24 protein-coding genes and 1 pseudogene are annotated in these 22,638 nt (G+C 69.7%); 16 read left to right on the plus strand and 9 right to left on the minus strand.

The window, feature by feature from the left end; genetic code table 11:
• Nucleotides 1-7 precede the first annotated feature (7 nt).
• The 4 genes from ACQEVM_RS05745 to ACQEVM_RS05760 are packed head-to-tail and all read left to right on the plus strand — an operon-like array spanning nt 8 to nt 2,143.
• Complete coding sequence (locus ACQEVM_RS05745) at nt 8-256, plus strand: hypothetical protein (RefSeq protein ID WP_433075717.1); 249 nt, start codon at nt 8-10, stop codon at nt 254-256.
• A complete protein-coding gene (locus ACQEVM_RS05750; RefSeq protein ID WP_433075719.1) occupies nt 253-879 on the plus strand; it encodes a pilus assembly protein TadG-related protein in 627 nt (208 codons plus the stop codon). The genes ACQEVM_RS05745 and ACQEVM_RS05750 overlap by 4 nt, the downstream gene beginning before the upstream one ends.
• A gap of 30 nt (nt 880-909) precedes the next feature.
• Nucleotides 910-1,500: a hypothetical protein gene (locus ACQEVM_RS05755; RefSeq protein ID WP_433075721.1), complete on the plus strand. Its 591-nt coding sequence runs from the start codon at nt 910-912 to the stop codon at nt 1,498-1,500.
• 4 nt (nt 1,501-1,504) lie between these two features.
• Nucleotides 1,505-2,143, plus strand: a complete 639-nt coding sequence (locus tag ACQEVM_RS05760; RefSeq protein ID WP_433075723.1) for an OmpA family protein — start codon at nt 1,505-1,507, stop codon at nt 2,141-2,143.
• Nucleotides 2,144-2,158: 15 nt separating this feature from the next.
• Here the strand turns inward: ACQEVM_RS05760 and ACQEVM_RS05765 are convergent, their stop codons facing one another.
• The gene (locus ACQEVM_RS05765) at nt 2,159-2,689 is read right to left on the minus strand and encodes a TetR/AcrR family transcriptional regulator (protein WP_433075725.1); all 531 of its coding nucleotides are present in this window, start codon (nt 2,687-2,689) and stop codon (nt 2,159-2,161) included.
• 105 nt (nt 2,690-2,794) lie between these two features.
• Between ACQEVM_RS05765 and ACQEVM_RS05770 the strand changes: the two genes are divergently transcribed.
• Nucleotides 2,795-3,289 carry a nuclear transport factor 2 family protein gene (locus ACQEVM_RS05770; RefSeq protein WP_433075727.1) on the plus strand — a complete coding sequence of 165 codons (495 nt, stop codon included), beginning with the start codon at nt 2,795-2,797 and terminating at the stop codon, nt 3,287-3,289.
• A 119-nt stretch (nt 3,290-3,408) separates the two neighbouring features.
• Here the strand turns inward: ACQEVM_RS05770 and ACQEVM_RS05775 are convergent.
• Together ACQEVM_RS05775 and ACQEVM_RS05780 are read right to left on the minus strand one after the other, a co-directional pair.
• A pseudogene (locus tag ACQEVM_RS05775) lies at nt 3,409-4,238 on the minus strand (IS5 family transposase).
• Between the two features lie 44 nt (nt 4,239-4,282).
• Nucleotides 4,283-4,858, minus strand: a complete 576-nt coding sequence (locus ACQEVM_RS05780; RefSeq protein ID WP_433075729.1) for a TetR/AcrR family transcriptional regulator — start codon at nt 4,856-4,858, stop codon at nt 4,283-4,285.
• 113 nt (nt 4,859-4,971) lie between these two features.
• Here ACQEVM_RS05780 and ACQEVM_RS05785 point away from each other — a divergent pair, with 113 nt between their 5' ends.
• The 4 genes from ACQEVM_RS05785 to ACQEVM_RS05800 all read left to right on the plus strand — a co-directional run bounded on the left by ACQEVM_RS05785 (nt 4,972) and on the right by ACQEVM_RS05800 (nt 9,451).
• Nucleotides 4,972-6,561, plus strand: a complete 1,590-nt coding sequence (locus tag ACQEVM_RS05785; RefSeq protein WP_433075730.1) for an MDR family MFS transporter — start codon at nt 4,972-4,974, stop codon at nt 6,559-6,561.
• 485 nt (nt 6,562-7,046) lie between these two features.
• On the plus strand, nt 7,047-7,877 hold the full coding sequence (locus ACQEVM_RS05790; RefSeq protein WP_433075732.1) for a polysaccharide deacetylase family protein: 831 nt from the start codon (nt 7,047-7,049) through the stop codon (nt 7,875-7,877).
• Between the two features lie 224 nt (nt 7,878-8,101).
• Nucleotides 8,102-8,425: a nuclear transport factor 2 family protein gene (locus ACQEVM_RS05795; RefSeq protein ID WP_433075734.1), complete on the plus strand. Its 324-nt coding sequence runs from the start codon at nt 8,102-8,104 to the stop codon at nt 8,423-8,425.
• Nucleotides 8,426-8,824: 399 nt separating this feature from the next.
• A complete protein-coding gene (locus tag ACQEVM_RS05800) occupies nt 8,825-9,451 on the plus strand; it encodes a hypothetical protein (protein ID WP_433075736.1) in 627 nt (208 codons plus the stop codon).
• A gap of 197 nt (nt 9,452-9,648) precedes the next feature.
• Here ACQEVM_RS05800 and ACQEVM_RS05805 read toward each other — a convergent pair whose 3' ends face one another.
• The 3 genes from ACQEVM_RS05805 to ACQEVM_RS05815 form a co-directional block, all read right to left on the minus strand.
• A complete protein-coding gene (locus ACQEVM_RS05805; protein WP_433079828.1) occupies nt 9,649-10,923 on the minus strand; it encodes an extracellular solute-binding protein in 1,275 nt (424 codons plus the stop codon).
• A gap of 308 nt (nt 10,924-11,231) precedes the next feature.
• Complete coding sequence (locus tag ACQEVM_RS05810) at nt 11,232-11,849, minus strand: SMI1/KNR4 family protein (RefSeq protein WP_433075738.1); 618 nt, start codon at nt 11,847-11,849, stop codon at nt 11,232-11,234.
• An 81-nt stretch (nt 11,850-11,930) separates the two neighbouring features.
• On the minus strand, nt 11,931-12,308 hold the full coding sequence (locus ACQEVM_RS05815; protein WP_433075740.1) for a DUF192 domain-containing protein: 378 nt from the start codon (nt 12,306-12,308) through the stop codon (nt 11,931-11,933).
• A gap of 132 nt (nt 12,309-12,440) precedes the next feature.
• Here ACQEVM_RS05815 and ACQEVM_RS05820 point away from each other — a divergent pair, with 132 nt between their 5' ends.
• Complete coding sequence (locus ACQEVM_RS05820) at nt 12,441-13,283, plus strand: prepilin peptidase (RefSeq protein WP_433075742.1); 843 nt, start codon at nt 12,441-12,443, stop codon at nt 13,281-13,283.
• A gap of 141 nt (nt 13,284-13,424) precedes the next feature.
• Here the strand turns inward: ACQEVM_RS05820 and mgrA are convergent, their stop codons facing one another.
• A complete protein-coding gene (mgrA, locus tag ACQEVM_RS05825) occupies nt 13,425-14,462 on the minus strand; it encodes an L-glyceraldehyde 3-phosphate reductase (protein WP_433075744.1) in 1,038 nt (345 codons plus the stop codon).
• Between the two features lie 125 nt (nt 14,463-14,587).
• Between mgrA and ACQEVM_RS05830 the strand changes: the two genes are divergently transcribed.
• The 5 genes from ACQEVM_RS05830 to ACQEVM_RS05850 all read left to right on the plus strand — a co-directional run bounded on the left by ACQEVM_RS05830 (nt 14,588) and on the right by ACQEVM_RS05850 (nt 20,365).
• Complete coding sequence (locus ACQEVM_RS05830) at nt 14,588-15,349, plus strand: isoprenyl transferase (RefSeq protein ID WP_433075746.1); 762 nt, start codon at nt 14,588-14,590, stop codon at nt 15,347-15,349.
• 364 nt (nt 15,350-15,713) lie between these two features.
• Complete coding sequence (locus ACQEVM_RS05835; protein ID WP_351384104.1) at nt 15,714-17,030, plus strand: PhoH family protein; 1,317 nt, start codon at nt 15,714-15,716, stop codon at nt 17,028-17,030.
• A gap of 395 nt (nt 17,031-17,425) precedes the next feature.
• Nucleotides 17,426-18,178 carry a transglycosylase SLT domain-containing protein gene (locus tag ACQEVM_RS05840; protein ID WP_420713611.1) on the plus strand — a complete coding sequence of 251 codons (753 nt, stop codon included), beginning with the start codon at nt 17,426-17,428 and terminating at the stop codon, nt 18,176-18,178.
• A 108-nt stretch (nt 18,179-18,286) separates the two neighbouring features.
• Nucleotides 18,287-19,639: an AI-2E family transporter gene (locus tag ACQEVM_RS05845; protein ID WP_433075749.1), complete on the plus strand. Its 1,353-nt coding sequence runs from the start codon at nt 18,287-18,289 to the stop codon at nt 19,637-19,639.
• A 45-nt stretch (nt 19,640-19,684) separates the two neighbouring features.
• Nucleotides 19,685-20,365, plus strand: a complete 681-nt coding sequence (locus ACQEVM_RS05850; RefSeq protein WP_433075751.1) for a hypothetical protein — start codon at nt 19,685-19,687, stop codon at nt 20,363-20,365.
• Nucleotides 20,366-20,434: 69 nt separating this feature from the next.
• Here the strand turns inward: ACQEVM_RS05850 and ACQEVM_RS05855 are convergent, their stop codons facing one another.
• Together ACQEVM_RS05855 and ACQEVM_RS05860 are read right to left on the minus strand one after the other, a co-directional pair.
• On the minus strand, nt 20,435-20,971 hold the full coding sequence (locus ACQEVM_RS05855; RefSeq protein ID WP_433075753.1) for an alkyl hydroperoxide reductase: 537 nt from the start codon (nt 20,969-20,971) through the stop codon (nt 20,435-20,437).
• A gap of 3 nt (nt 20,972-20,974) precedes the next feature.
• Nucleotides 20,975-21,529 carry a peroxiredoxin gene (locus tag ACQEVM_RS05860; RefSeq protein ID WP_433075755.1) on the minus strand — a complete coding sequence of 185 codons (555 nt, stop codon included), beginning with the start codon at nt 21,527-21,529 and terminating at the stop codon, nt 20,975-20,977.
• 135 nt (nt 21,530-21,664) lie between these two features.
• Between ACQEVM_RS05860 and ACQEVM_RS05865 the strand changes: the two genes are divergently transcribed.
• The gene (locus tag ACQEVM_RS05865; protein WP_433075757.1) at nt 21,665-22,612 is read left to right on the plus strand and encodes a hydrogen peroxide-inducible genes activator; all 948 of its coding nucleotides are present in this window, start codon (nt 21,665-21,667) and stop codon (nt 22,610-22,612) included.
• Nucleotides 22,613-22,638 lie beyond the last annotated feature (26 nt).

Raw genomic sequence — 22,638 nt, forward strand, 5'->3', positions numbered from 1 at the left:
AACCCTCATGTCACACAACGCGCTGCTGAAGGCCACCGTGCAGACGTCCATCCGCCTGCGCGGATGGACGGACACGGCGATGACGAGCATCCGCAAGCGCTACACGACCACGGACCGCGGCCAGACGGCCTTCGAGTACCTGGGCATCATCCTGGTCGTCGTGGTCATCATCGGAGCGATGGTCGGTACCGGTATCGGCACGGCGATCGTGGGCCGCATCACGACTGCCATCGCGAGTCTCACCGCCGGCTCGTGATTGCAGGTCATTCCAGCGACCGGGGTCAGGTCTTTCCGCTGTACGCAATGATCGTGGTCGGGCTGCTCTTCGCCGCGCTGGCGTTTTTCGTCTTCGGTCAGGCCGCACTCGTTCGCAGCGATGCCCAAGGGGCAGCGGACGCGGGGGCTCTCGCAGCGGCTCGGCAAGCGCGGGACAACCTGCTTCCGGGCCTCGATCTTGCCACGCTCAAGCCTGACGAATGGCAAGACATTCTTACGGGTAAGTCCTTCGACACGGCGGGGGCTTGTGGCGCGGCCGAGGACTTTGCGCGGCGGAACGACGCGTCGGCAACCTGCTCATCGTCGATGCGCCGTTTCACCGTCGAGGTGACGACCGAGGGCACCGTCGGGGCCTCGGTGGTGTCGGGTACCCAGGACATGCACGGCGCGGCCAAAGCGGTCGCGGAGGTCGTGCCCAAGTGTGACTTGGGCGACGCTCCGACCCCTGCCGCTACGCCGGGTCCGGCGCCGACCGATCCTCCGTCGGCGACTCCCACCGTCATCAATTGCAAGGGCGGGAAGATCATCAAATTCGACCCCCGAAAGCCGGATCTTTGGAGCGCGCTGGCGCGAAGCCTATTTGATGTGCGACTGGTCGGCTGACGAAGAACGAGAGACAAGGAAGCAGCTCAAATGAGCATTCGGTACACGGTGAAGGTTCACAGGGGAGTGGCTGCCGTTTTCGTGGCGGCATTGGCCCTCGCCTTGGCCGGATGCGGGGGTGACGGTCAGGGGAAGGCGCCTCAGAAGACGTCGAGTGCCAGTAAGAGCGCAGGTAGTGACGCCAAACCCCAGCCTTCGGCGAGCAGCAGTCAGCCTTCCCAGCCACGGCAGGTGATGGCGACGATGACCGGTGAGGCCGGTGTCGTCCTGGACATCCATTCTGCGGCTCGGGACGCCTCCGGATTTGTCACGGTGAGCGGTCAGATCAAGAACACCAGTGACAAGCCCTTCGGTAATACAGCGGCATGGCGTGGCAATGAGCTCAAGGCCAGCGGAGTTTCGGTAGCGGGAGTCACGCTGGTCGACAAGGCAGGCAAGAAGAGGTATTACGTGCTGCGTGACACGGAGGGCAGATGCCTGTGTACGACGGGCGTGGTCATCATCGAAGCGGGCCAGTCGGTTCCCTTCTTTGCCCAGTTCCCTGCGCCCCCCGCGAGCACGAGCGAGGTCGAGTTCAACTTCCCGACTTTCTCGTCGGCAACTTTGAAGATCTCCGGGTGACCCCATGACCACACGACACCGTGTCTCCGCGTCCACCGCCGTCGTCGGGCTCGTCATCGCCGGCGCCCACTTCATCGGGGCCACCAGTGCCCACGCCGACGACGTCAAGCCGTCGGTGCCGCCCGGTACCGAGCCTTCGGCTTCGGCTCCCGTGGCCATCGACTCGAACGCGCCCGGTCTCAAGATCCCGCAGGGCGGGACCCTCGCGCCCGTCAAGGTGCTGGACATCGCCGAGGTCGTCGAGGACCTCGGCGGTGAGGAGCGGCGGCAGGAGACCAATCAGACCGTCATGATGGCGCTGCAGTCCGAGGTGTTGTTTCCCGAGAACAGTGCGGTGTTCAACGCGCAGGCGGCGGCGCGGATACAGGCCATCGCCAACGAGATCAACCAGCAGAAGGCCACCCGCGTCCGCGTGTTCGGCTTCACCGATGACCAGGGCACCTATGAGCACGGCAAGGAGCTGTCCAAGCAGCGCGCCGACGCCGTGCAGGCGGAGTTGGGCAAGTCCGTGACGAACCCCGGCGTCATCTTCGACGTCCGCGGTTACAGCGAGGACTACCCGATCGCCGACAACAACACGGAGGAAGGCCGGAAGAAGAACCGGCGCGTGGAGATCACGTTCCCGCGCGGAAGCGGTCAGTAGGCGTTCGAGCGGCCCTCACCGCATCAGGGCGGCCGCCGCCTCGCGGGCCCGGTGGGCCGGGGCGGGGCCGGGGTCGAGGGCGGCCACGACCGTGGCGCCTTCGACCAGGAGCAGGAGTTGGTCCGCGAGCGTTTCGCGGTCGGGGCCGGCGAGGTCGGCCAGGAGGTTGCGCAGTTCCGCCTTGTGGCGGCGGATGACGTCCACCACGGCCTCGGGGCCGGCACCGAGTTCGCCGTAGGCGTTGAGGAACGCGCAGCCCCGGAAGTCCGGTTCGCGGAACCAGTCCGCCAGCCAGTCGAAGACGCCGAGGATCGGGTCCGGTGCTTCGCTCACCGCCGCGCGCAGGCTTGCCGTCCAGCGGCGGTCGCGGCGTTCCAGGTAGGCCGCGACCAGGGATTCCTTGGCGGGGAACACGCGGTAGAGCCGCTTGAGGGGGACGCCGGATGCGGCGCGGATGCGGTCCATGCCGACGGCCTGGATTCCCTCGGCGTAGAACAGGGTCTCCGCCGCGTCGAGCAGTCGGGTCCGGGCCTCTTCGTCGTCCATGAGGGCAGCGTAGCCCAGGGACGCTTGCCTGGAGAACGATCGTTCTCTAAGGTGGCGAGCCGGAGGGAGAACGATCGTTCTACACCTGTCGAGAGGGCTGGATCAATGACCGCAACCGCCGCCACCACTTCCACCGCCGCAACCGCCGCAACCGCCGCCACCGCTTCCCCCGCACCCCGTCCGCCCCTGCCGCCCTTCACCGAGGAGAGCGCCCGCGCCAAGGTGCAGGCTGCCGAGGACGCGTGGAACAGTCGCGACCCCGACCGCGTGGCGCAGGCCTACACGCGGGATTCGGTCTGGCGCAACCGGGACCGCTTCCTGACCGGCCGTACCGAGATCCGGGAGTTCCTCGCCGACAAGTGGGAGCGCGAGCTGGAGTACCGGCTCCGCAAGGAACTCTGGGCGTACACCGGGAACCGGATCTCCGTCCGCTTCGAGTACGAGTGGCACGACGCCGCCGGCCAGTGGTGGCGCAGTCACGGCAACGAGCAGTGGGAGTTCGACGACGACGGCCTGATGCGTCGCCGGGAGGCGAGCATCAACGACGTCCCCATCGCCGAGGGGGACCGCCGACTGGTCCGGGCGCGCCACGACGCCTGAGGCTCCCGGCCGGAGGGCGGCTTCCCCCGTCACCGCCCGTGCGTCACCGCCCGTGCGTTACCGCCCATGCATTGCCGCCCGTGCGTCACTGCCTGTGCGCTAGGAGTTGTCTTCAAATGTCACGCCCACATCAGGAGCGAGGCGAGGGTGACGGCTGCCTGGTAGGACTCGGCGGTCTTGTCGTAGCGGGTCGCGATGCCGCGCCACTGCTTGAGGCGGTTGAAGCACCGTTCTACGACGTTGCGCCGCTTGTAGAGCTGTTTGTCGAACGTCGGCGGGCGCCCGCCCCGGCTGCCGCGCCGGAGCCGGTTGCGGACCTGGTCGGCTCGCTCGGGAATCGTGTGGCCGATGCCGCGGCGCCGCAGCCAGGTGCGGATGGCCCGGGAGCTGTAGCCCTTGTCGCCCAGCACGTGGACGGGCCGCACTCGGGGGCGGCCCGGGCCGATGCGGGGCACCCGGATCGCCTCCATCACGGTGGTGAACTGGGTGCAGTCGTTGATGTTGCCGCCCGTGACCACGGAGGCGAGCGGACGACCGTAGGCATCGCAGGCCAGGTGAATCTTGCTGGTCAGACCACCTCGGGAGCGTCCGAGGCCGGGACTGCGGAGCCCCCTTTTCGGGCCCCGGCGGCATGCTGGTGGGCTCGCACGACGGTCGAGTCGACCGACACCAGCCAGTCGATGTCGCCGGCCGCATCCGCCCGGGCCTGCGCGGCCCGGAGCATCCGCTCGAAGGTGCCGTCCAGAGCCCACCGGCGAAACCGGGTATGCAGCGTGGCCCACGGGCCATACCGCTCAGGCACATCCCGCCAGGCCGTGCCCGTCCGGAACTTCCACACGATCCCGTTCAGCACGGTCCGGTCGTCCAACCGCTTCCGCCCGAGCAAGGACTCAGGCAGCAGCGGCCGGACGAACTCCCACTCCTCATCAGACAGTTCATGGCGACGTATCACCCAACCATGATCCACCACTCAAGATCTTTTGAAGACACGACCTAGTGCCCGTGCGCCTGCGTGATGAGGTCCGTGGCGACCTCCAGCGCCGCCTGGCGCGTCTCCTCCGGGTTCCCCTCCACGTGCTGGAGGAACATCATCCCGGCGTGCAGCGTGAACAGGGCGCTCACGCAGCGCACCTGGTCCGTCAGCGGTCCGTCGTCCGTCCGCAGCAGTTCGACCAGGGTGAAGAGGCGCTTCTTGACGGTCTCCCCGATGCTCAGCTCCCGCATGGTCGCCTGGTTCTCCTGCATGAACCGGTACAGGGTGGCCCCGGCCGCCATCGCCTCGCTGTAGCGCCTGAGCACTTCCCGCTTGGTCTCCAGCGTGCGCGGCTGCTCCTCGGCCCACGCGATCAGCTCGTCGATCGGACGCGTCACGTCCTCGAAGAGGCTGATGATGATGTCTTCCTTGGTCTTGAAGTGGTAGTACAGCGCCGCCTTCGTGACGTCCAGCCGCTCTGCGATCTCGCGCAGCGACGTCTTCTCGTACCCCTGCTCGGCGAAGAGCTCCACAGCCACGTCCTGGATGCGCTGACGCGTGTTGCCACGGCGCTGCTGCGGACTGCTGCTGGTCATGGCGCTCCCCAAAATTACTTACTTGACGCCCGGCTAGTTACGGGTCTACCTTCCCCAGTGTAGTGAACTAGCCGGGCGGCAAGTAAGCCCCGGGGGTCAGGGGAGTGGAAGAGATGGCGGAAATGACGAAAACGGCCGAAGCCTCGGAGGAGGTGAAGCCGCGCAGCGTCCGCGTCGTGCTGATGGCGCTCATGATCGCGATGCTGCTGGCCATGCTCGACAACATGATCATCGGCACGGCGATGCCGACGATCGTCGGTGAACTCGGTGGCCTGGAGCACCTCTCCTGGGTCGTCACCGCGTACACCCTGGCCACGGCCGCCTCCACTCCCATCTGGGGGAAGATCGGCGACATGTACGGCCGGAAGGGCTCCTTCCTCACCTCGATCGTGATCTTCCTGATCGGTTCCGCGCTCAGCGGCATGGCCCAGGACATGGGTCAGTTGATCGGGTTCCGTGCGATCCAGGGCCTCGGTGCCGGTGGTCTGATGGTCGGCGTCATGGCGATCATCGGCGACCTCATCCCGCCCCGTGAGCGCGGCAAGTACCAGGGCATGATGGCCGGCGTGATGGCCCTCGCCATGATCGGCGGTCCGCTGGTCGGCGGCACCATCACCGACCACATGGGCTGGCGCTGGTCCTTCTACATCAACCTTCCGCTCGGCGCCGTCGCGCTCGCGATGGTCACCGCGGTCCTGCACCTTCCCAAGAAGAAGGCCCAGGGGAAGATCGACTACCTCGGCGCGGCCCTGTTGACCATCGCCATCACCTCCACCGTGCTCGTCACCACCTGGGGTGGCACCGAGTACGCCTGGGGTTCCGGTGAGGTCATCGGCCTGATCATCGTCGGCATCGTGTCCATCGCCGCGTTCATCTACGTCGAGACCAAGGCCGCCGAGCCGGTCATGCCGCTGCACATCTTCCGCAGCCGCAACTTCACGCTCATGTCGGTGATCGGGTTCCTCGTCGGCTTCGCGATGTTCGGCGGCGTGCTCTACCTCCCGCTGTTCCAGCAGTCGGTACAGGGCGCCTCCGCCACCAACTCCGGTCTGCTGCTCCTGCCGATGCTGCTCTCGATGATGGTCGTCTCGCTGATCGCGGGCCGCATCACCACCAGCAGCGGCAAGTACAAGGTGTTCCCGATCGTCGGCGGCGCGCTCATGGTCATCGGGCTCTTCCTGCTCGCGACCATGGACACCGACACCACCCGTCTGATGTCCGGCGTCTACATGGCGGTCCTCGGCGCGGGCCTCGGCTTCCTGATGCAGATCACCATGCTCGTCGCGCAGAACAGCGTCGACATGAAGGACATGGGCGTCGCGTCCTCCTCCGCCACCCTGTTCCGCACCCTCGGCGGTTCCTTCGGTGTCGCCCTGATGGGTTCGTTGTTCACCTCGCAGGTGACCGACACCATGACCGAGCGACTGGGCCCCGAGGCCGCCGCGAAGGCGGGATCGGCCCAACTGGACGCCGCGAGCCTGGCCAAGCTGCCCGAAGCGATCCGCGATGCCTACCAGCACGCGGTCGCGGCCGGTACCCACTCCGCGTTCCTGCTCGGCGCGGCCATCGCCGTACTGGGCTTCGCGGCGGCCTGGTTCGTCAAGGAGGTCCCGCTCCGGGGCGCGGGTCCCGCCCAGCCCGGTGGTGGCGAGGGCGACGAGGGCAAGACCGCCATGGCTCCCCAGGAGTCCCTCGCCCACTGAGCGACGGGCGCCCGCAGCGTGTGACGTACGCCATGACACGCCGCGTGTGACGCACGCGGCGACGTGGGAATCGAAAGAGCCCGGCACCGGTGGATGAACCAATCCACCGGTGCCGGGCTCTTCCCGTTCCTGTGCCCGTCGCCTGCGCCCCACCCCTGCCGTACCCCCGCCCACCCCTGCCGCACCCCTGCCGTGCCCGCGCCCGCAGTGACGCCCGGGTCCGCGGTCGCCTCGCGCGAGGCCGAGTGAATCCCGTCCACCGGAGGGGAGATTGAGCCGCGAGGTGAGGGGTAGCAGGTTGGGACGATTCGGCCCGGTTTCAACAGGGCCGAAAATAAGGACGATCGGGGACGAATGTCCCATTATTTGGAATTTGCGGGGGAATTCACTGGAACCCCTCCTCGTCACCCGGCGTCTGGAAGACGAGGGGGCACCACCGACGGCGGTCGGAGGCGCCCACGAGGTGAAGGGGAGTGGACAGACTCATGGGGTTCTTGGCACGCACGCGCAAGCAGGCCGCACAGTCCCGGTTGACCGTCGTGGCGGCCGCCGTGGCCGTCGCCGCGACCGTATGGGGAGCGACGGCGATCGTCGGACCGGACCACCACGTCGGGCAGGAGACCGCGGCCGGTCGGACGGGCGACCCCGCAGGCGCCGACTCCGCGGGATCGCCCGGGTCCCCGAACGCGCCCCGGCAGCACATGCCCGAGGAGATAGCCCACGCCTCGGAGGGCGGCGCGGACACGGTCAACGTCACCATCGACGACGGACCCGACCCCCGGTGGACGCCGCGGATCCTCGCCGTCCTCGCGGAGCACGACGTGAAGGCGACCTTCTGCATGGTCGGCCCCCAGGCCGCGGCCCACCCGGACCTGGTCAAGCAGGTCGTCGCGGGCGGGCACCGGCTCTGCGACCACACCATGTCCCACGACACGGCGATGGACAAGAAGCCCGTCGCCTACCAGAAGGCCCAGATACTCGACGCGCAACGGCAGATAGAGCAAGCCGCGGGCGGCGGCGCCAAGGTGGAGTACTACCGGGCGCCGGGCGGCGCTTTCACCCCCGACAGCCGGCGCATCGCCGCAGCGGCAGGCATGCGTCCGCTCGGTTGGAACGTGGACAGCAAGGACTTCGGCAAGCCGGGCGTCGCGGCGATCGTCAAGACCGTCAAGGGCGAGCTGAAGAACGGTCCGACCGTGCTCTTCCACGACGGCGGCGGCAACCGCGAACAGACCGTCGAGGCTCTCGACAAGGTCCTGTCCTGGCTCGAAGACCAGGGCCGCCCCACCGGTTTCCCGGTCCGCACGACCCCCTGACACGCCGTCCGGCGGCGAACGGGTGAGGGTCGCCCCGCCGGCCCCGCCCCCGGTGTTCCCTGGTCGCACGCGCGGCCTTACCCAGCCGCACGAGGCCGCGTACGCATCACCGCGTGCAAGATCCCGCGTACGCATCGCCGCGCACCAGACCCCGCGTACGCATCGCCGCGCACCAGACCCCGCGCGGACCGAACCCCGCGCACGACCCACCGGAGGACCGACCCGTGATCGCACCCGAGCAACTCACCGACCCCGCCGTCCGCGCCTTCGTCACGGCCGTGAACGCGGGCGACCGGACGGCGTTCAACGCCGCGCTCGCCCCGGGCGCGACCATGTCGGACGACGGCTCCGACCGGGACCTCGGCGAGTGGACCGAGAAGGAGGTCTTCTCCTCGGGCGGTCACATGGCCGTCGCCTCGCAGTCCGAGGACGGTCGCGCCCTCGTCGTCGACTACCGCAACGACACCTGGGGCGAGATGCGCACGGCCTGGCGGTTCGACGTCACCGCCGACGGCCGCGTCGGCCGCTTCGAAACCGGTCAGGCATGATCCGAGGCCGGACCTGAGCCACGTCTGACCCGAGGCATGACCCGAGGCATGACCCGAGGCGCGACCCCAGGCCCTACCCGAGACCGGACCTGAGCCGCGCCTGACCCGGCCCTGACCCGGCCCCGCCCCGGGCCGGGGAAGCCGCCCCGCCCCGCCCCCGGGCCGTCACCGGCCGCCCCCGCCACGCCCGCCGCCACCCTCCACCGTGACGTTCGCCGAGCCCCCGTACCTGTCGCGGAGGCCGTCTCCCGGCGTTCCGTCGCCGCAACTGGCGTTCATCGGCTCGTGTGCCCGGCCGTGCGCGGGAGCCGTCACCTTCGGGTCCGCCGCCCTTTCCCGTACGGGTGAACGCGCGCCCCGCGTCGTTCCGGCCCGCCGGAAGCCCCCGTTGGGTCGGGCATGAAGCGCACCCGCACCGCCGCTCTCGCCCTCGCCGCCGTGGCCGCCCTCGCCCCCGCCCTCGGCCAGTCCGCCGCCACCGCCGCGCAGGGCGCGGCGTACCTCCAGGACCCGGGCGGCGAGGAGAAGGCGATGAAGTCGATGTGGACCAAGGACGACATGCACAAGGTGGAGGCGCAGTTCCGCTTCTACCCGGGGGTCCAGTACAAGACGGTCACGAAGCCGGGCCCCGACGGCGCCCCGGAGTACGAGCGGAAGGTCGCCGACCCCAAGACACTGGCCTGGTTGCCCTCGTACGAGTTCGCGTGGGCGGTGTCCGACTCCAAGCTCGTCAAGCGGGCGGTGACCACGAAGGACGGCAGGCACCCGATCGTCGTGCACGCCGTGCTGCGCGACGCGAGGCGGGCCAAGGCGGGCGAGGTGCGGCAGGAGCTGACGGACCGGCCGGCGACGGGCCGCGCGAAGGTTCCCGGCGGAAAGCGGATCGCCTGCGACACCGGCACCTACACGGTGGAGTGGTCGGTCACCCGGACCGGCTACGGCACGCTCACGGGGACGTTGAACTGGGATTCCGACTGCGAGCAGTACCGCACGGCGTTCTCGCAGGACAACGGCCGACAGAGGTAGCCGCGACGGCCCGACGGGCCCGACAGGTGCGCAGGGGGAGAGGCCGGCCGCCCCGCGCACCTTGTGGGTGCTCGTCGGGCGGCAGGGCCGCGGCCTTGGATCAAGTGCCGTGACTGCCATGGTGCCGCACGGGGTGGGATGCGGCAGGGGGCGAAAGTCCCTTTTCCCAGGGGGCTTTCCGTAGTACGTCTCGCCGGTCAGTTCTCGCGGCCGGCCTCGGTCGCCTTCGCCGCGATGCCCTCGAGGACGCCCTTGGGGTCGCCGGACGGTTCCACGGCGCGACCGATGTTGCGCTTGATGGTGTCGCTGACGGTCACCCAGGAGGGGTCGTTGACCGGGTAGAGCTGGGCGCCGCGCAAGGCGGTCAGGAACTGCACGTCGTTCTGGTCGAGGCCACCGCCGGCCGGGGTGCGGGAGGCGGACACCGTCGAGGGCAGCAGGTGGTAGCGCCCGGCGAAGTCGGACAGGTTCTTGTCCTGGTAGACGAAGTCCAGGAACTTGCCGATCTCCTCGCGCCTGCCGTTCTGGTTGAACGCCATCATCCAGTCGGCGACACCGACCGTCGGCGGAGTCTCTCCGGGGCCGAGGGTGTCCGACACCGGCATCGAGACGGCACGGACGGAGATGCCCTTGGTACGCGCCTCGTGGGCGAGCGAGGGGTAGCCGTTCAGCATCCCGACCTCGCCGCGCAGGAAGGCGGCGAACGCGTCGGCGCGGTTGAGCTGCGACGGCGGGACCGGACCGGTCAGGCCCGGAGCGACCATGAACTCCTTGATCCACTTGAAGGTCTGGATGTTCTGGTCGGAGGCCAGGCTGTAGTTTCCGCTGTTGTCGGAGTAGCCGCCCCCGTTGCTCAACTCCCAGATCAGCGCCTCGGCGTGGGCCTCCTCCGGCCCGAGCGGCATGGCGTAGGGGAACTTCACCCCCTGCTCCTTGAGCGCCTTGGCGGCCGTCTTCAGGTCGTTCCACGTCTTCGGTTCGCTCGTGACGCCGGCCTTGTCGAACAGCGTCTTGTTGTAGAAGAGCAGGCGGCTGCTCGCGACGAACGGCAGGCCGTACAGGGTGCTGCCGACCGAACCGGCCTCCGCGAGCGGTTGCAGGAAGTTCGCCTCGGCGGTGACCGAGAGCAGTTCGTCCGCGGAATACAGCTTCCCCTGCGCCGCGAAGTCCGAGTAGGAGCCCATCAGGGCCATGTCCGGGGCCTTGCCGTCCCGGACCATGCGCGTGACCTCGCTGTCGATGTCCTCCCACGGGAGGAGTTGGACCTTCACTTCGAGGCCGGGGTTGGCCTTGGTGAATTCGGCCGTCACCTTGTCCCAGAAGGCCTTGGAGCTGTTGCCCGGACCGTCGCCGTATTCGGCGGCGACGAGCCGCAGTGTGCCGTCGCCACCGGCGGCCTCGTCGGAACTGCCGCAGCCGGCAAGCGGGATGAGGAGACCGAGCACGGCCGCCCCGGTCGTCGCGGTGAACATTCTTCGTCGCACGGGTGGAGTCCCCTGATTTTCTTTTGAGTCCCGTTGTTACTTATGAGTCACTCCAGGCCGGGGTGTCCCTCCGTGGCCCGTTGGCCGGAATTCTCTCCCGAGGGTGGGGCGGTTGATTCCATTGGGGTGGCGGTTGTGGTGAATGCTCCAACAATGGCTTTTCCCCATGGTGTTTTCCGATATGTGATCCACGATTCCCACGCGCGTAGACATGCCGAAAAGCCCGTTTCCGGTCGGGAAACGGGCTGGAGGGGCGGCGGGCGATCAGGCCGGCCGGTGGTCGGTCCTCGGGACGGTCAGTCGGCGAAATCGCCCGCGTAGGGGTCCGGCTCGCCCGTCTCCGGGTTGCGGCCCTCCTGCCAACGACGCTGGGCCTTGCGCCAGTGGACGAAGCTCAGGTGGCCGCCGTCCCAGAACGTGATGCTGACGGGGCTCACGTCGAACTCGTCCGAGCAGAGCCGGAGCAGGAACTCGGCCATGCCGTACGGATACACCGCGAAGGACTCGGCGGTGTGCCGTCCGACCACCAGGACCGGCCAGCGGTCGGGGTCGGGGTCGGTCGTCAACCAGCACAGGATGTCCGAGCCGCCCGTGACCCCCCACGCGAGGATGGACTCCGGGTCCGCGTCGAAGGCGGCCCGGCCGCCCTCGGTCTTCCAGACCTGGCGGGCGTTGGCGGTCTCCTCGGCCATCTCGGCCGGATCCCACTGGAGTCCGGGCTTGGGCAGGGGCAACAGGATGCCGGCCTCGCCGTTGATGGACCCGGAGCCGAAGCGCCCCATGAACGCGATGAAATCGGCCGGGAACCTCGTCCCCCAGACCGCCTCGGCGGTCCGCCAGTCGATGTCCTCGTCGGCGCCGTGCGTCGCCGGCATGATCTGCTCCAGCGCCTTGATCCGCGCGTTCTCCGTCATGCCGCTCCCCTGACACCCCAGCTCAACCGCCCCAACCTACCCCCGAGGCGGTTCACCGCCTAGCGCGAGGTGAGACGGACCTCAGATCCCGGCTCCGTCCGGTCGCGGTTCGACCTCGACACGGGTCCCGACCCGCAGGCCCCAACCGGCCATCGCTCCCGCCTCGGCCTCCAGGACGTGCCGGGAGCGCGGGCGGGGCAGACCCAGCCGGCCGGGGACCATCGTGGTCAGGGCGATCACGTCGAGGTTCCGGTCGAGGTACGCCACGTCGATCGCGAACCGCATCCGGAACGTGTGCACGCTGCCCGCCGGCGTCAACAACAGCGCCCCCGCGATCCCGTCGCGCCCGAGCAGGCCGCGGGTGCGGGCCCGGTAGGAGGCGGCGATCTCCAGCGGCACCGGCGCCCCGTTCGCCCCGCCCACGCGCAGGACGGCTCCGCCGTCACGCCAACGCCCCATGTGCCCCCGCCCCTTCCCGTCCGACCCGTCCGACCAGTCCGGCCCGGCGGACCGCCCGTCCGGGTGGCCAGGGTAGGGGCAATGGGCCCCCGGACCCATGCCCCCGCGAGGGACCGGGCCTACGGTCGTCGGATGGGTCTGGTCGTGATCATCCTCGCCGCCGCGTACGGAGCGGGCGCGGGCCTGCTGCTGCCGCGCGCGGCGTACCGGCTGTCCGTGGAGCCGGAGGAGCCCTGGCGGGACGCGTGCCCCGAAGGGCATCCCCTGCCGGGCTGGGTGGGCCGCGCCCGCTGCCGCCTCCCCGGAGCGCCCGCCGTGTCCCCGGCGGAGCCCGCGCCCGGGCGCCCCGGCGCCGGGGCGGGCGCACCGCCGTCGGGGCCGGTCCCCGGTGCCCCGGCCGCCGGCGGGCGCTCCGGCGCGCCGCCCCACCGCTACGGGGTCCGCCCCGCGGGGGTCGTGTGCCTGGTGGCCGGGGTCTGCGCCCTGCTCGCGTGGGCCGTCGGGGCGCGGCCGGAGGCGGTGGCGTTCGTGGGGCTCGCGCCCGCGTTCGTCCTCCTCGGCCTGGTCGACGTCGCCGTGCACCGGCTGCCGGACCCGCTGACCCTGCCGCTCGCCGCGGCCGCGGTCGTATTGCTCGGGTGCGCCGGTCTCCTGCCGGGCGCCGCCGGGTCGTGGCGGTCGGCGCTGCTCGGCGGGGCCGCGCTCGCGGGCTCGTACCTGGTGCTGTTCCTGGTCCACCCGGCGGGCATGGGCTTCGGGGACGTCAAGCTGGCGCTGTCCCTCGGGGTCGCTCTTGGGTGGTACGGGCGGGGGGTATGGGTGGCGGGAGCGTTCCTGGGCTTCCTCTACGGGGCCGTATACGGCCTGGGCCTGCTGCTGCGCGGCCGTGCGGGGCGCCGGACGGCCTTCCCGTTCGGCCCCTTCATGGCCGCCGGCGCGCTCACCGGAGTGCTGCTGGGCGGATTCGGAGCGTAATCGTTTCGCGTCAATGCACGCATCACGCTTTACGAAGGGTTATGGTGGAACCCCCCCTCGGGCCGGTCCGTATCCCCCCCACGGACCGGCCCGTTTTTTGTTTTCCCGCGCCGGTTTCCGACGGCGCGACATCAGCGCAGGTCAGCCGCGCTGGGCCCAGATGTTGGTGCCGGGGGTGGAGACGGCGAGGGAGTCGATCTCCTTCAACTCCTCCTCCGTGAGCGGGGCACCGGCCTGCGCGGCCACGTTCTCCTCCAACTGCTTCACGCTCGACGCGCCGATCAGAGCCGACGTCATGCGCTCGTCCCGCAGCACCCAGTTGAGCGCCAACTGCGCCAACGACTGCCCGCGCCGCCCCGCGATCTCGTTCAGGCCCTTGAGCCGGCGCAGGACGTCGTCCGAGAGCAGGTCCGGGTTGAGGGACTTGCCCTGACTGGCCCGCGAGCCCTCCGGGATGCCCTTCAGGTACTTGCCCGTCAGGAGGCCCTGGGCGAGCGGCGCGAAGGAGATGCAGCCCATGCCGGCCTCCTCCAGGGTGTCCAGCAGCCCGTCCTCCTCCGTCCAGCGGTTGATCATGGAGTACGAGGGCTGGTGGATGAGCGGGCGCACGCCCATGTCGCGCAGGATCCGCGCGGCCTCGGCCGTCTGCTCGGCCGTGTACGAGGACACGCCCACGTAGAGGGCCTTGCCCTGCTGCACCGCGGACGCCAGGGCGCCCATGGTCTCCTCCAGCGGGGTCTCCGGGTCGAAGCGGTGCGAGTAGAAGATGTCGACGTAATCGACGCCCATCCGCTTCAGCGAGGCGTCCAGCGAGCCGAGCAGGTACTTGCGGCTGCCCCACTCGCCGTACGGGCCGGCGTGCATCAGGTAGCCGGCCTTGGTGGAGAGCACCAGCTCCTCGCGGTGGGACGCGAAGTCCTGCGCGAAGATCTTGCCGAAGTTCAGCTCGGCGGACCCGGGCGGCGGTCCGTAGTTGTTGGCCAGGTCGAAGTGGGTGACACCGAGGTCGAAGGCGCGGCGCAGGATCGCCCGCTGGGGCGCCAGGGACGTGTCGTCGCCGAAGTTGTGCCAGAGGCCGAGGGAGATGGCGGGGAGCTTGAGGCCGCTGTGGCCGGTGCGCCGGTACTCCATGGAGTCGTAGCGCGAGGGCTCTGCCCGATAGGGATTGGTATCAGTCACGTTGTCCTCCCTATCACGGACTTGTGATCGACCGAGTTGGGTACCCCTTCCCACATCCCAGTAATGTGGCGGACTCGGGGGACCGCAATTCGCACGGGGGCATTGCACGGAGGGGCTGGAAGATCGTGAAGCTGCGCGACCTGGTGTACAGGCTCTACGCACGCCGGGTGGAAGGCCGCCTCGACCATGACGAGGCACCCAAGCACATCGGCGTCATCCTGGACGGGAACCGGCGCTGGGCGAAGGCGTCCGGAGGGACCACGGAGCAGGGCCACCAGGCCGGAGCCGACAAGATCTCCGAGATGCTGGGCTGGTGCACCGAGACGGACGTCGAGGTCGTCACCCTGTGGATGCTCTCCACGGACAATCTGGACCGTCCCGAGGTCGAGCTGCGTCCGTTGCTCAACATCATCGAGAACACCGTGCGGGGCCTCGCGGCGGACGGCCGCTGGCGCGTCCACCACGTCGGCAACCTCGACATCCTGCCCGAGCGGACCCAGTCCGTGCTGAAGGAGGCCGAGCAGGCCACCCACGAGGTCGACGGAATACTGGTCAACGTCGCGGTCGGCTACGGCGGCCGCCAGGAGATCGCCGACGCGGTCCGCTCGCTGCTGCTGGAGCACGCCGAGAAGGGCACCTCCTTCGAGGAGCTCGCCGAAGTCCTCGACATCGACCACATCGCGGAGCACCTCTACACCCGGGGCCAGCCCGACCCGGACCTGGTCATCCGCACCAGCGGCGAGCAGCGGCTGTCCGGGTTCATGCTCTGGCAGAGCGCGCATTCGGAGTACTACTTCTGCGAGGTTTTCTGGCCGGCCTTCCGCAAGGTCGACTTCCTCCGGGCGCTGCGCGACTACGCCGCGCGCCACCGGCGGTACGGCAGCTGATCCCCGGACGGCGGGCTCCTCGACGGGAGTTCGCCGTGACCGCCGCCCCCTCCGGTTCGGCACGTCCCCGCAGGCCCCGTCACCCCTCTCTCAAGCCTTCACCAGGGGTTCACCGAGCGTCCGTCATATGCCATGGCATGGCCTTGCCCGTTCGAGGGCATAACCCTGGCAGGTCGACGTCCGATCCACGGGTGTCGAGTCTCAGCGGACGGCATGGGGTCGTCCGCCCGGGAGGCCCTTTGCACCAGGACGCACGTGCGGTTCGCACGGACGGAGTGGAGGGCCGGTATTCGGCCCGCGCATGGGTGCCGATGACCGGTCCGGTCTTCATGGCCCGACCTCTTCCGAGGGGGTACGTCCTTCCGTGGTGACCAGCACAAAGCGCCGCCTGCCCGACAGGCGGACCTACGTCCTCGACACCAGCGTCCTGCTGGCAGACCCCAACGCGATCTCCCGCTTCGACGAGCACGAGGTCGTGCTCCCGATCGTGGTGATCACCGAGCTGGAGGCAAAGAGGCACCATCCCGAACTCGGCTACTTCGCGCGCCAGGCCCTCCGCCTGCTCGACGACTTCCGGGTCCGGTACGGACGTCTCGACGCCCCCATCCCGCTGGGCGATCTGGGCGGCACCCTGCGTGTCGAGCTCAACCACTCCGACCCGGGCGTCCTGCCCGCCGGCTTCAGGCTGGGGGACAACGACTCGCGGATCCTCGCCGTCGCACGCAATCTCCAGGCCGAGGGCTACGACGTCACGGTGGTCTCGAAGGACCTCCCGCTGCGCATCAAGGCCTCCTCCGTGGGGCTGCTCGCGGAGGAGTACCGGGCGGAGCTCGCCATCACCGACGCCGGATGGACCGGCATGAGCGAGCTGGCCCTCTCCGGCGAACAGGTGGACCTGCTCTTCTCGGAGGAGCGGCTCCACGTGCCCGAGGCCGCCGAGCTGCCCGTCCACACCGGACTGGTCCTCCAGTCCGAGCGGGGCAAGGCGCTGGGCCGGGTCACGGCCGACGGCAACGTGAAGCTCGTGCGCGGCGACCGCGAGGCCTTCGGGCTGCACGGCCGCAGCGCCGAACAGCGCATCGCCCTCGACCTCCTGCTCGACCCGGAGATCGGCATCCTGTCGATGGGCGGCCGGGCCGGCACCGGAAAGTCGGCGCTCGCGCTGTGCGCGGGCCTGGAGGCGGTGCTGGAGCGGAGGCAGCATCAGAAGGTGATGGTCTTCCGGCCGCTGTACGCGGTGGGCGGCCAGGACCTCGGCTACCTGCCCGGGGACGCCTCCGAGAAGATGAGCCCGTGGGCGCAGGCGGTGTTCGACACGCTCTCGGCGGTCGCCGGACGCGAGGTCATCGAGGAGGTGCTGAACCGCGGGATGCTCGAAGTCCTGCCGCTCACCCACATCCGCGGTCGTTCCCTCCACGACGCCTTCGTGATCGTGGACGAGGCCCAGTCGCTGGAACGGAACGTGCTGCTGACGGTGCTGTCCCGGATCGGTGCCAACTCGCGGGTCGTGCTGACCCACGACGTGGCCCAGCGGGACAACCTGAGGGTGGGCCGGTACGACGGAGTGGTCGCCGTCGTTGAGAAGTTGAAGGGCCACCCGCTCTTCGCGCACATCACGTTGACTCGTTCCGAGCGTTCGCCGATCGCCGCGCTCGTCACGGAGATGCTGGAGACCCTGTAACCGCAAAGGGGACAGAACCCCCATAGCGGGAAGTAGAGTTGGCGCCGCCCGGCAAAGGCCCAGAAGCCTAGCCGGGCGGCGCTGTGCTGCACAGGCCTTTGGCGAAAACAGCGGCCTCCTCGCAGGTGTGACCTTTCCCACGCAACGTGGAATTGCCCTGTGGCGTCGAGGTCCGGCAGAGTCTGATTTCCGTCAGGCCCCACATACGGCACACCTGTATCTCTCGTGAGATACGCGCAGCACCACAACTCCACAGTCGTCTGCCGTATGTCGCCCGAGTTTCACGCGGCAGCTCCCGCAGGGGAGTTGCCCACGGGCCCGAGCCTCCAGTGACCGCGGATTCATGGAGGCCAGTGTCCAGGGGCACTTTTGCGCCCGCGCGGTCACTGCGGACGCTGCTGGAAGGACACCGTGTGAGCCGGATCTCGGTTCGAGGGTTCGCAGTGGCTTCGGCCACCGCTGTCACCACCGTCGGCGCAGTCGTGGGCGTTGCCACCGGCGACGCCACCACGAACGACCTCGAGACCACCGCGTCGGGTGCGACTCTCCTCACTGAAATCCCGGTCGGCGAGCAGGCCCAGGTCCAGAGCGGCTCCCTGACGCAGCAGGCCGACACGATCGCCCACGCCGCCGACGCCGACGCCAAGCGCTCGGCCGAGGAGGCCGCGCGCATCGAGGCCGCCGAGACCGCCAAGGCGAAGAAGTCCGACGCCCAGGCAGCGGCGGACGCGGAGGCCAAGAAGAAGTCCGAGGCCGAGGCCGCCGCGAAGCTGAAGAAGGAGCGCGAGGAGGCCGGCGAGGTCGCCAGCCGCTCCTCGGCCCGCGACGCCGGTGACTTCGACGTCCAGGGCTCCTACACGATCTCCGAGATCAAGTCGATCGCCCGGCAGATCGTCCCGGCGGGCCAGTTCCAGTGCTTCTCGGAGATCGTCAACCGGGAATCCACCTGGAACTACAAGGCCGTCAACTCGTCCTCGGGCGCCTACGGTCTGGTCCAGGCGCTGCCCGGTTCGAAGATGTCCTCGGTCGGCGCCGACTGGCGCACCAACCCCGCCACGCAGATCAAGTGGGGCCTGGGCTACATGAACGAGCGCTACGGCAGCCCGTGCGCGGCGTTGAGCTTCCACGACGCCAACGACTGGTACTAGGCACGCGCCACCGCACAACCTCCGGGAGCCCCGCACCGTCCTACGGTGCGGGGCTCCTCGCGTGTACGGTCTTCGAGGTGTGTTCACGGGCGGGGGGAAAGGAAAGACATGTCGAAGAGGGCAGGCTGGCTCGGCCGGGTCGGGAGAAAGCTCAGCCAGGTGGAGGCTCGCCTCGACGAACGGCGGGCCGAGGTCGAGGCGGAGACCTCCGACGACCGACCGGTGGCCCAGGCCCCGACGACGCTCCCGCCCCCGGGAAGCACCGGCCCCCTTCCCGGCACGGCCGGCCGGCGGGTGCGCCCCGACCCGGTGACCGTCATCCCCTGGGGCATGCGCGTGGCCGCGGAGGCCAGTTGGCGGCTGCTGCTGCTCGCCGGGATGCTCTGGGTCCTGATGAAGGTGATCAGTGAGGTCCGCCTCGTCGTCCTCGCCTTCGCCGCGGCCCTGCTCGTCACCGCACTGCTCCAGCCCTTCGTCGTCCGGCTGCGCCGGCTCGGGCTGCCGCGGGGGCTCGCCACGGCCGTGACGGCGATCCTCGGATTCGTGGTCATCGGGCTGGTCGGCTGGTTCGTGGTCTGGCAGGTCATGGAGAACCTCGACGACCTTTCCGACCGGGTCCGCGACGGCATCAACGAACTCAAGGTCTGGGCACTGGACAGTCCGTTCCACGTGACCGAGAAGCAGATCAACGACATCGCGAAGAACCTCACCGACACCATCGGCACCAACACCGAGGAGATCACCTCCGCGGGGCTGCAGGGCGTGACGGTGCTCGTCGAGGTGCTGACGGGCATGCTGCTCGCGATGTTCTCGACGCTCTTCCTGCTCTACGACGGCAAGCGGATCTGGACCTGGGTGCTCGGTCTGGTGCCCGCCGCCGCCCGTCCCGGGATGGCCGGCGCCGGTCCGCGCGCCTGGCGCACGCTGACCGCGTACGTACGGGGCACCGTCCTCGTGGCGCTCATCGACGCCGTGTTCATCGGCCTCGGCCTGTACTTCCTCGACGTCACGATGGCCGTCCCGCTGGCCGTGTTCATCTTCCTGTTCGCCTTCATCCCGCTCGTCGGAGCCGTCATCTCCGGCGCCCTCGCGGTGGTCGTGGCCCTGGTGACCCAGGGGCCGTTCATCGCGCTCATGGTGCTGGCCGTGGTGCTCGCCGTGCAGCAGATCGAGGGCCACGTGCTCCAGCCCTTCATCCTGGGCCGGGCGGTACGGGTGCACCCGCTCGCGGTGGTGCTGTCGGTGGCCGCCGGCGGGATGATCGCGGGCATCGGCGGAGCGGTCGTCGCCGTACCGCTGGTCGCCGTCACCAACACGGTGGTCGGCTTCCTCAAGGCGTACTCGCGCGAGCAGCTCCACCCCGGCATGGTCGAGTTGGGCCCCGCCCCGCACGGGGCCACCGCGCTGGACGCGTCGCCGCGCACTCCGGGGGAGACAGGCACGGGCGAGCAGCGGGTCTGACGGCGGCGCCGCGGCGCCGGCCGGGGGCGGGGAGAGGGACGACGGATGATCGGCGAGCCGGAACTGGACGGCGAGTGGCGCACGGACCGGGTGTCGCAGACGGCGGAACCCGCCGCGGAGCCCGGGTCGGCGCGCGCGCCGGGACGAGGACCGCGTGCGCGGTGGCTGTGGGCACTGGGCGGCGCGGTGCTGGCCTCGGCGGTCTGGGGCGGGACCTTGGTCGCGCAGAATCGTTCCGTCCCGGCTCCGGGGATCGCCTACCGGCACGTCGACGACCTCTGCTCGGAGGCGCCCCTGAAGGCGCTCGGCACGATCAACGGCACGGCCTTCGACATGACGTGGCCGGGCAAGGAGACGAGTCCCGCACTCGACTGGTCCTACTGCCGCGCGACGGGTGGGTACACCGAGGGCCGGCCCTGGTACGGGGTCGAGATCATGGTCGAGCGGCACAAGAAGAGCGATCCCCGGCCGGAGTTCGAGGCCGGTCCCGGACTGGACCCCCGCCGCACGGGCTCCTCGGACGTCGAGGAGGTGCCCGGCCTCGGCGAACGGGCGCTGCTCAGGCGGCAGCCGGGCACGGACGCCCAACTGGCCGTGCTGGACGGCGGTGTGGTCTTCACGCTCCGCGTGGAGTGGAACGTGGACAGGGACCTCGTGGACGAGGACGCGATCCACGCCGCGATGATCGAGGACATGCGGGCGCTGACGACCCGGCTGCGCGAGTGAGCGGGTGAACGACGGGGCCCCCGCGGCCGGTGACGGCTGCGGGGGCCCGTTCCGCGCGGACGCGGGGCGCTACTCGGCGGCGAGGGCCGCCTCGGCGTCGAGGGTGACCGCGACGGCCTGGATCACCGAGGCGATCTTGAAGGCCTCCTGGATCGTGTCACGGTCGACACCGGCCTTGCGCAGCACCTGCTCGTGCGAGTCGAGGCACTGGCCACAGCCGTTGATCGCGGAGACCGCGAGCGACCACAGCTCGAAGTCGATCTTCTCCACACCCGGGTTGCCGATGACGTTCATCCGCAGGCCGGCGCGCAGGGTGCCGTACTCCGGGTCCGACAGCAGGTGACGGGTGCGGTAGAAGACGTTGTTCATCGCCATGATCGCGGCGGCGGACTTGGCGGCGGTGTACGCCTCCGGCGACAGGGCGGCCTTCGCCTCGGGCTCCAGCTCGCGCAGGACGCGCGGGGAACGGGCGGCGATGGCGCAGGACAGGACCGTGCCCCACAGCTGCTGCTGCGGGAGGTCGCTGTTGCCGATGACCGAACCGAGGTTCAGCTTCAGGTCCTTGGCGAAGTCCGGTATGGCGGACTTCAGGGAGTCGAGGGACATCCGTCACTCACCGGCCAGCAGCGTCGGGGCGTCCAGGGTGCCCTCGCCCTTGTTCCAGTTGCAGGGGCACAGCTCGTCGGTCTGCAGGGCGTCGAGGACCCGCAGGACCTCCTTGGGGTTACGGCCCACGGAACCGGCGGTCACCATCGTGAACTGGATCTCGTTGTTCTGGTCGACGATGAAGACGGCGCGCTGCGCGAAGCCGTCCTCGCCCTGCACGCCACAGGCCTGCATGAGCTCGTGCTTGGAGTCGGCCAGCATCGGGAAGGGCAGGTCACGCAGGTCGGCGTGGTCCTTGCGCCAGGCGTGGTGGACGAACTCGGAGTCGCCGGAGACGCCGAGGACCTGCGCGTCGCGGTCCTCGAACTCCTCGTTCAGCTTGCCGAAGGCGGCGATCTCGGTCGGGCAGACGAAGGTGAAGTCCTTCGGCCAGAAGAACACCACGCGCCACTTGCCCTCGTAGGACTTGTGGTCGATCTGGGCGAACTCGCTGCCGGCTTCGAGCGAGACGCAAGCGGTCAGATCGTAGCTGGGGAACTTGTCACCGACAGTGAGCACGTGCTCTCCTTGCAAACGGGAAAGTGACCCTTTTGGGGGCTTTCCGAAGGGGTTGGACGGATCTCACATGCTGGCACAGCTGCATTGATTACGGAAATAGCTACTCTTGTGGCTGGTGATCGGAGGTGCCTATCAGTGGCTGTCGGTAATAGGGGACTCAAGCAGGCGACGCTCGCGCAGCTGCGCGCGTTCGTGGCCGTGGCGGAGCATCTGCACTTCCGGGACGCGGCCGCCGCCATCGGCATGAGCCAGCCCGCCCTGTCCGGAGCCGTCTCCGCGCTGGAGGAGGCCCTCGGGGTGCAGCTGCTGGAACGCACCACCCGCAAGGTGCTGCTCTCCCCGGCGGGGGAGCGGATCGCGGTCCGGGCCCGGGGCGTGCTCGACGCCATGGGCGGGCTGCTGGAGGAGGCCGAGGCCGTACGGGCCCCGTTCACCGGCGTCCTGCGGCTCGGGGTGATCCCGACGGTGGCCCCGTACCTGCTGCCGACCGTGCTCGGGCTCTTCCACCGGCGCTACCCCCGGATGGACCTCCAGGTGCACGAGGAGCAGACGGCGTCGCTGCTGGAGGGACTGGCGGGCGGGCGGCTGGACCTGCTGCTGCTCGCGGTGCCGCTCGGGGTGCCCGGCGTCAGCGAACTGCCGCTCTTCGACGAGGACTTCGTACTTCTCGCCCCCCGCGAGCACCCGCTCGCCGGGCGCAGGGACATCCCGCGCGAGGAACTGCGCGGCCTGCAACTGCTGTTGCTCGACGAAGGGCACTGCCTGCGCGACCAGGCCCTCGACATCTGCCGGGAGGCGGGCCGCACGGCGGGCGCGGACGTCACCACCACCGCCGCCGGACTGTCCACGCTCGTACAACTGGTCGCCGGGGGACTGGGGGTGACGCTGTTGCCGCGCACCGCGCTGCGACTGGAGACCACGCGCAACGAGTACCTCGCCACCGGGTACTTCGCCGAGCCGGCGCCCTCCCGGCGGATCGCGCTGGCCATGCGGACCGGCACCGCCCGACAGGAGGAGTTCAAGGCGATCGGCGCCGCCCTGCGCGAAGCCGTACGCCCGCTCCCGGTCTGGCCGACCGACTGATCCGGTCGGTCACGGGGGCGGGCGCA

The organism is Streptomyces sp. CA-243310, from assembly GCF_050936775.1.
Lineage (GTDB): Bacteria > Actinomycetota > Actinomycetes > Streptomycetales > Streptomycetaceae > Streptomyces.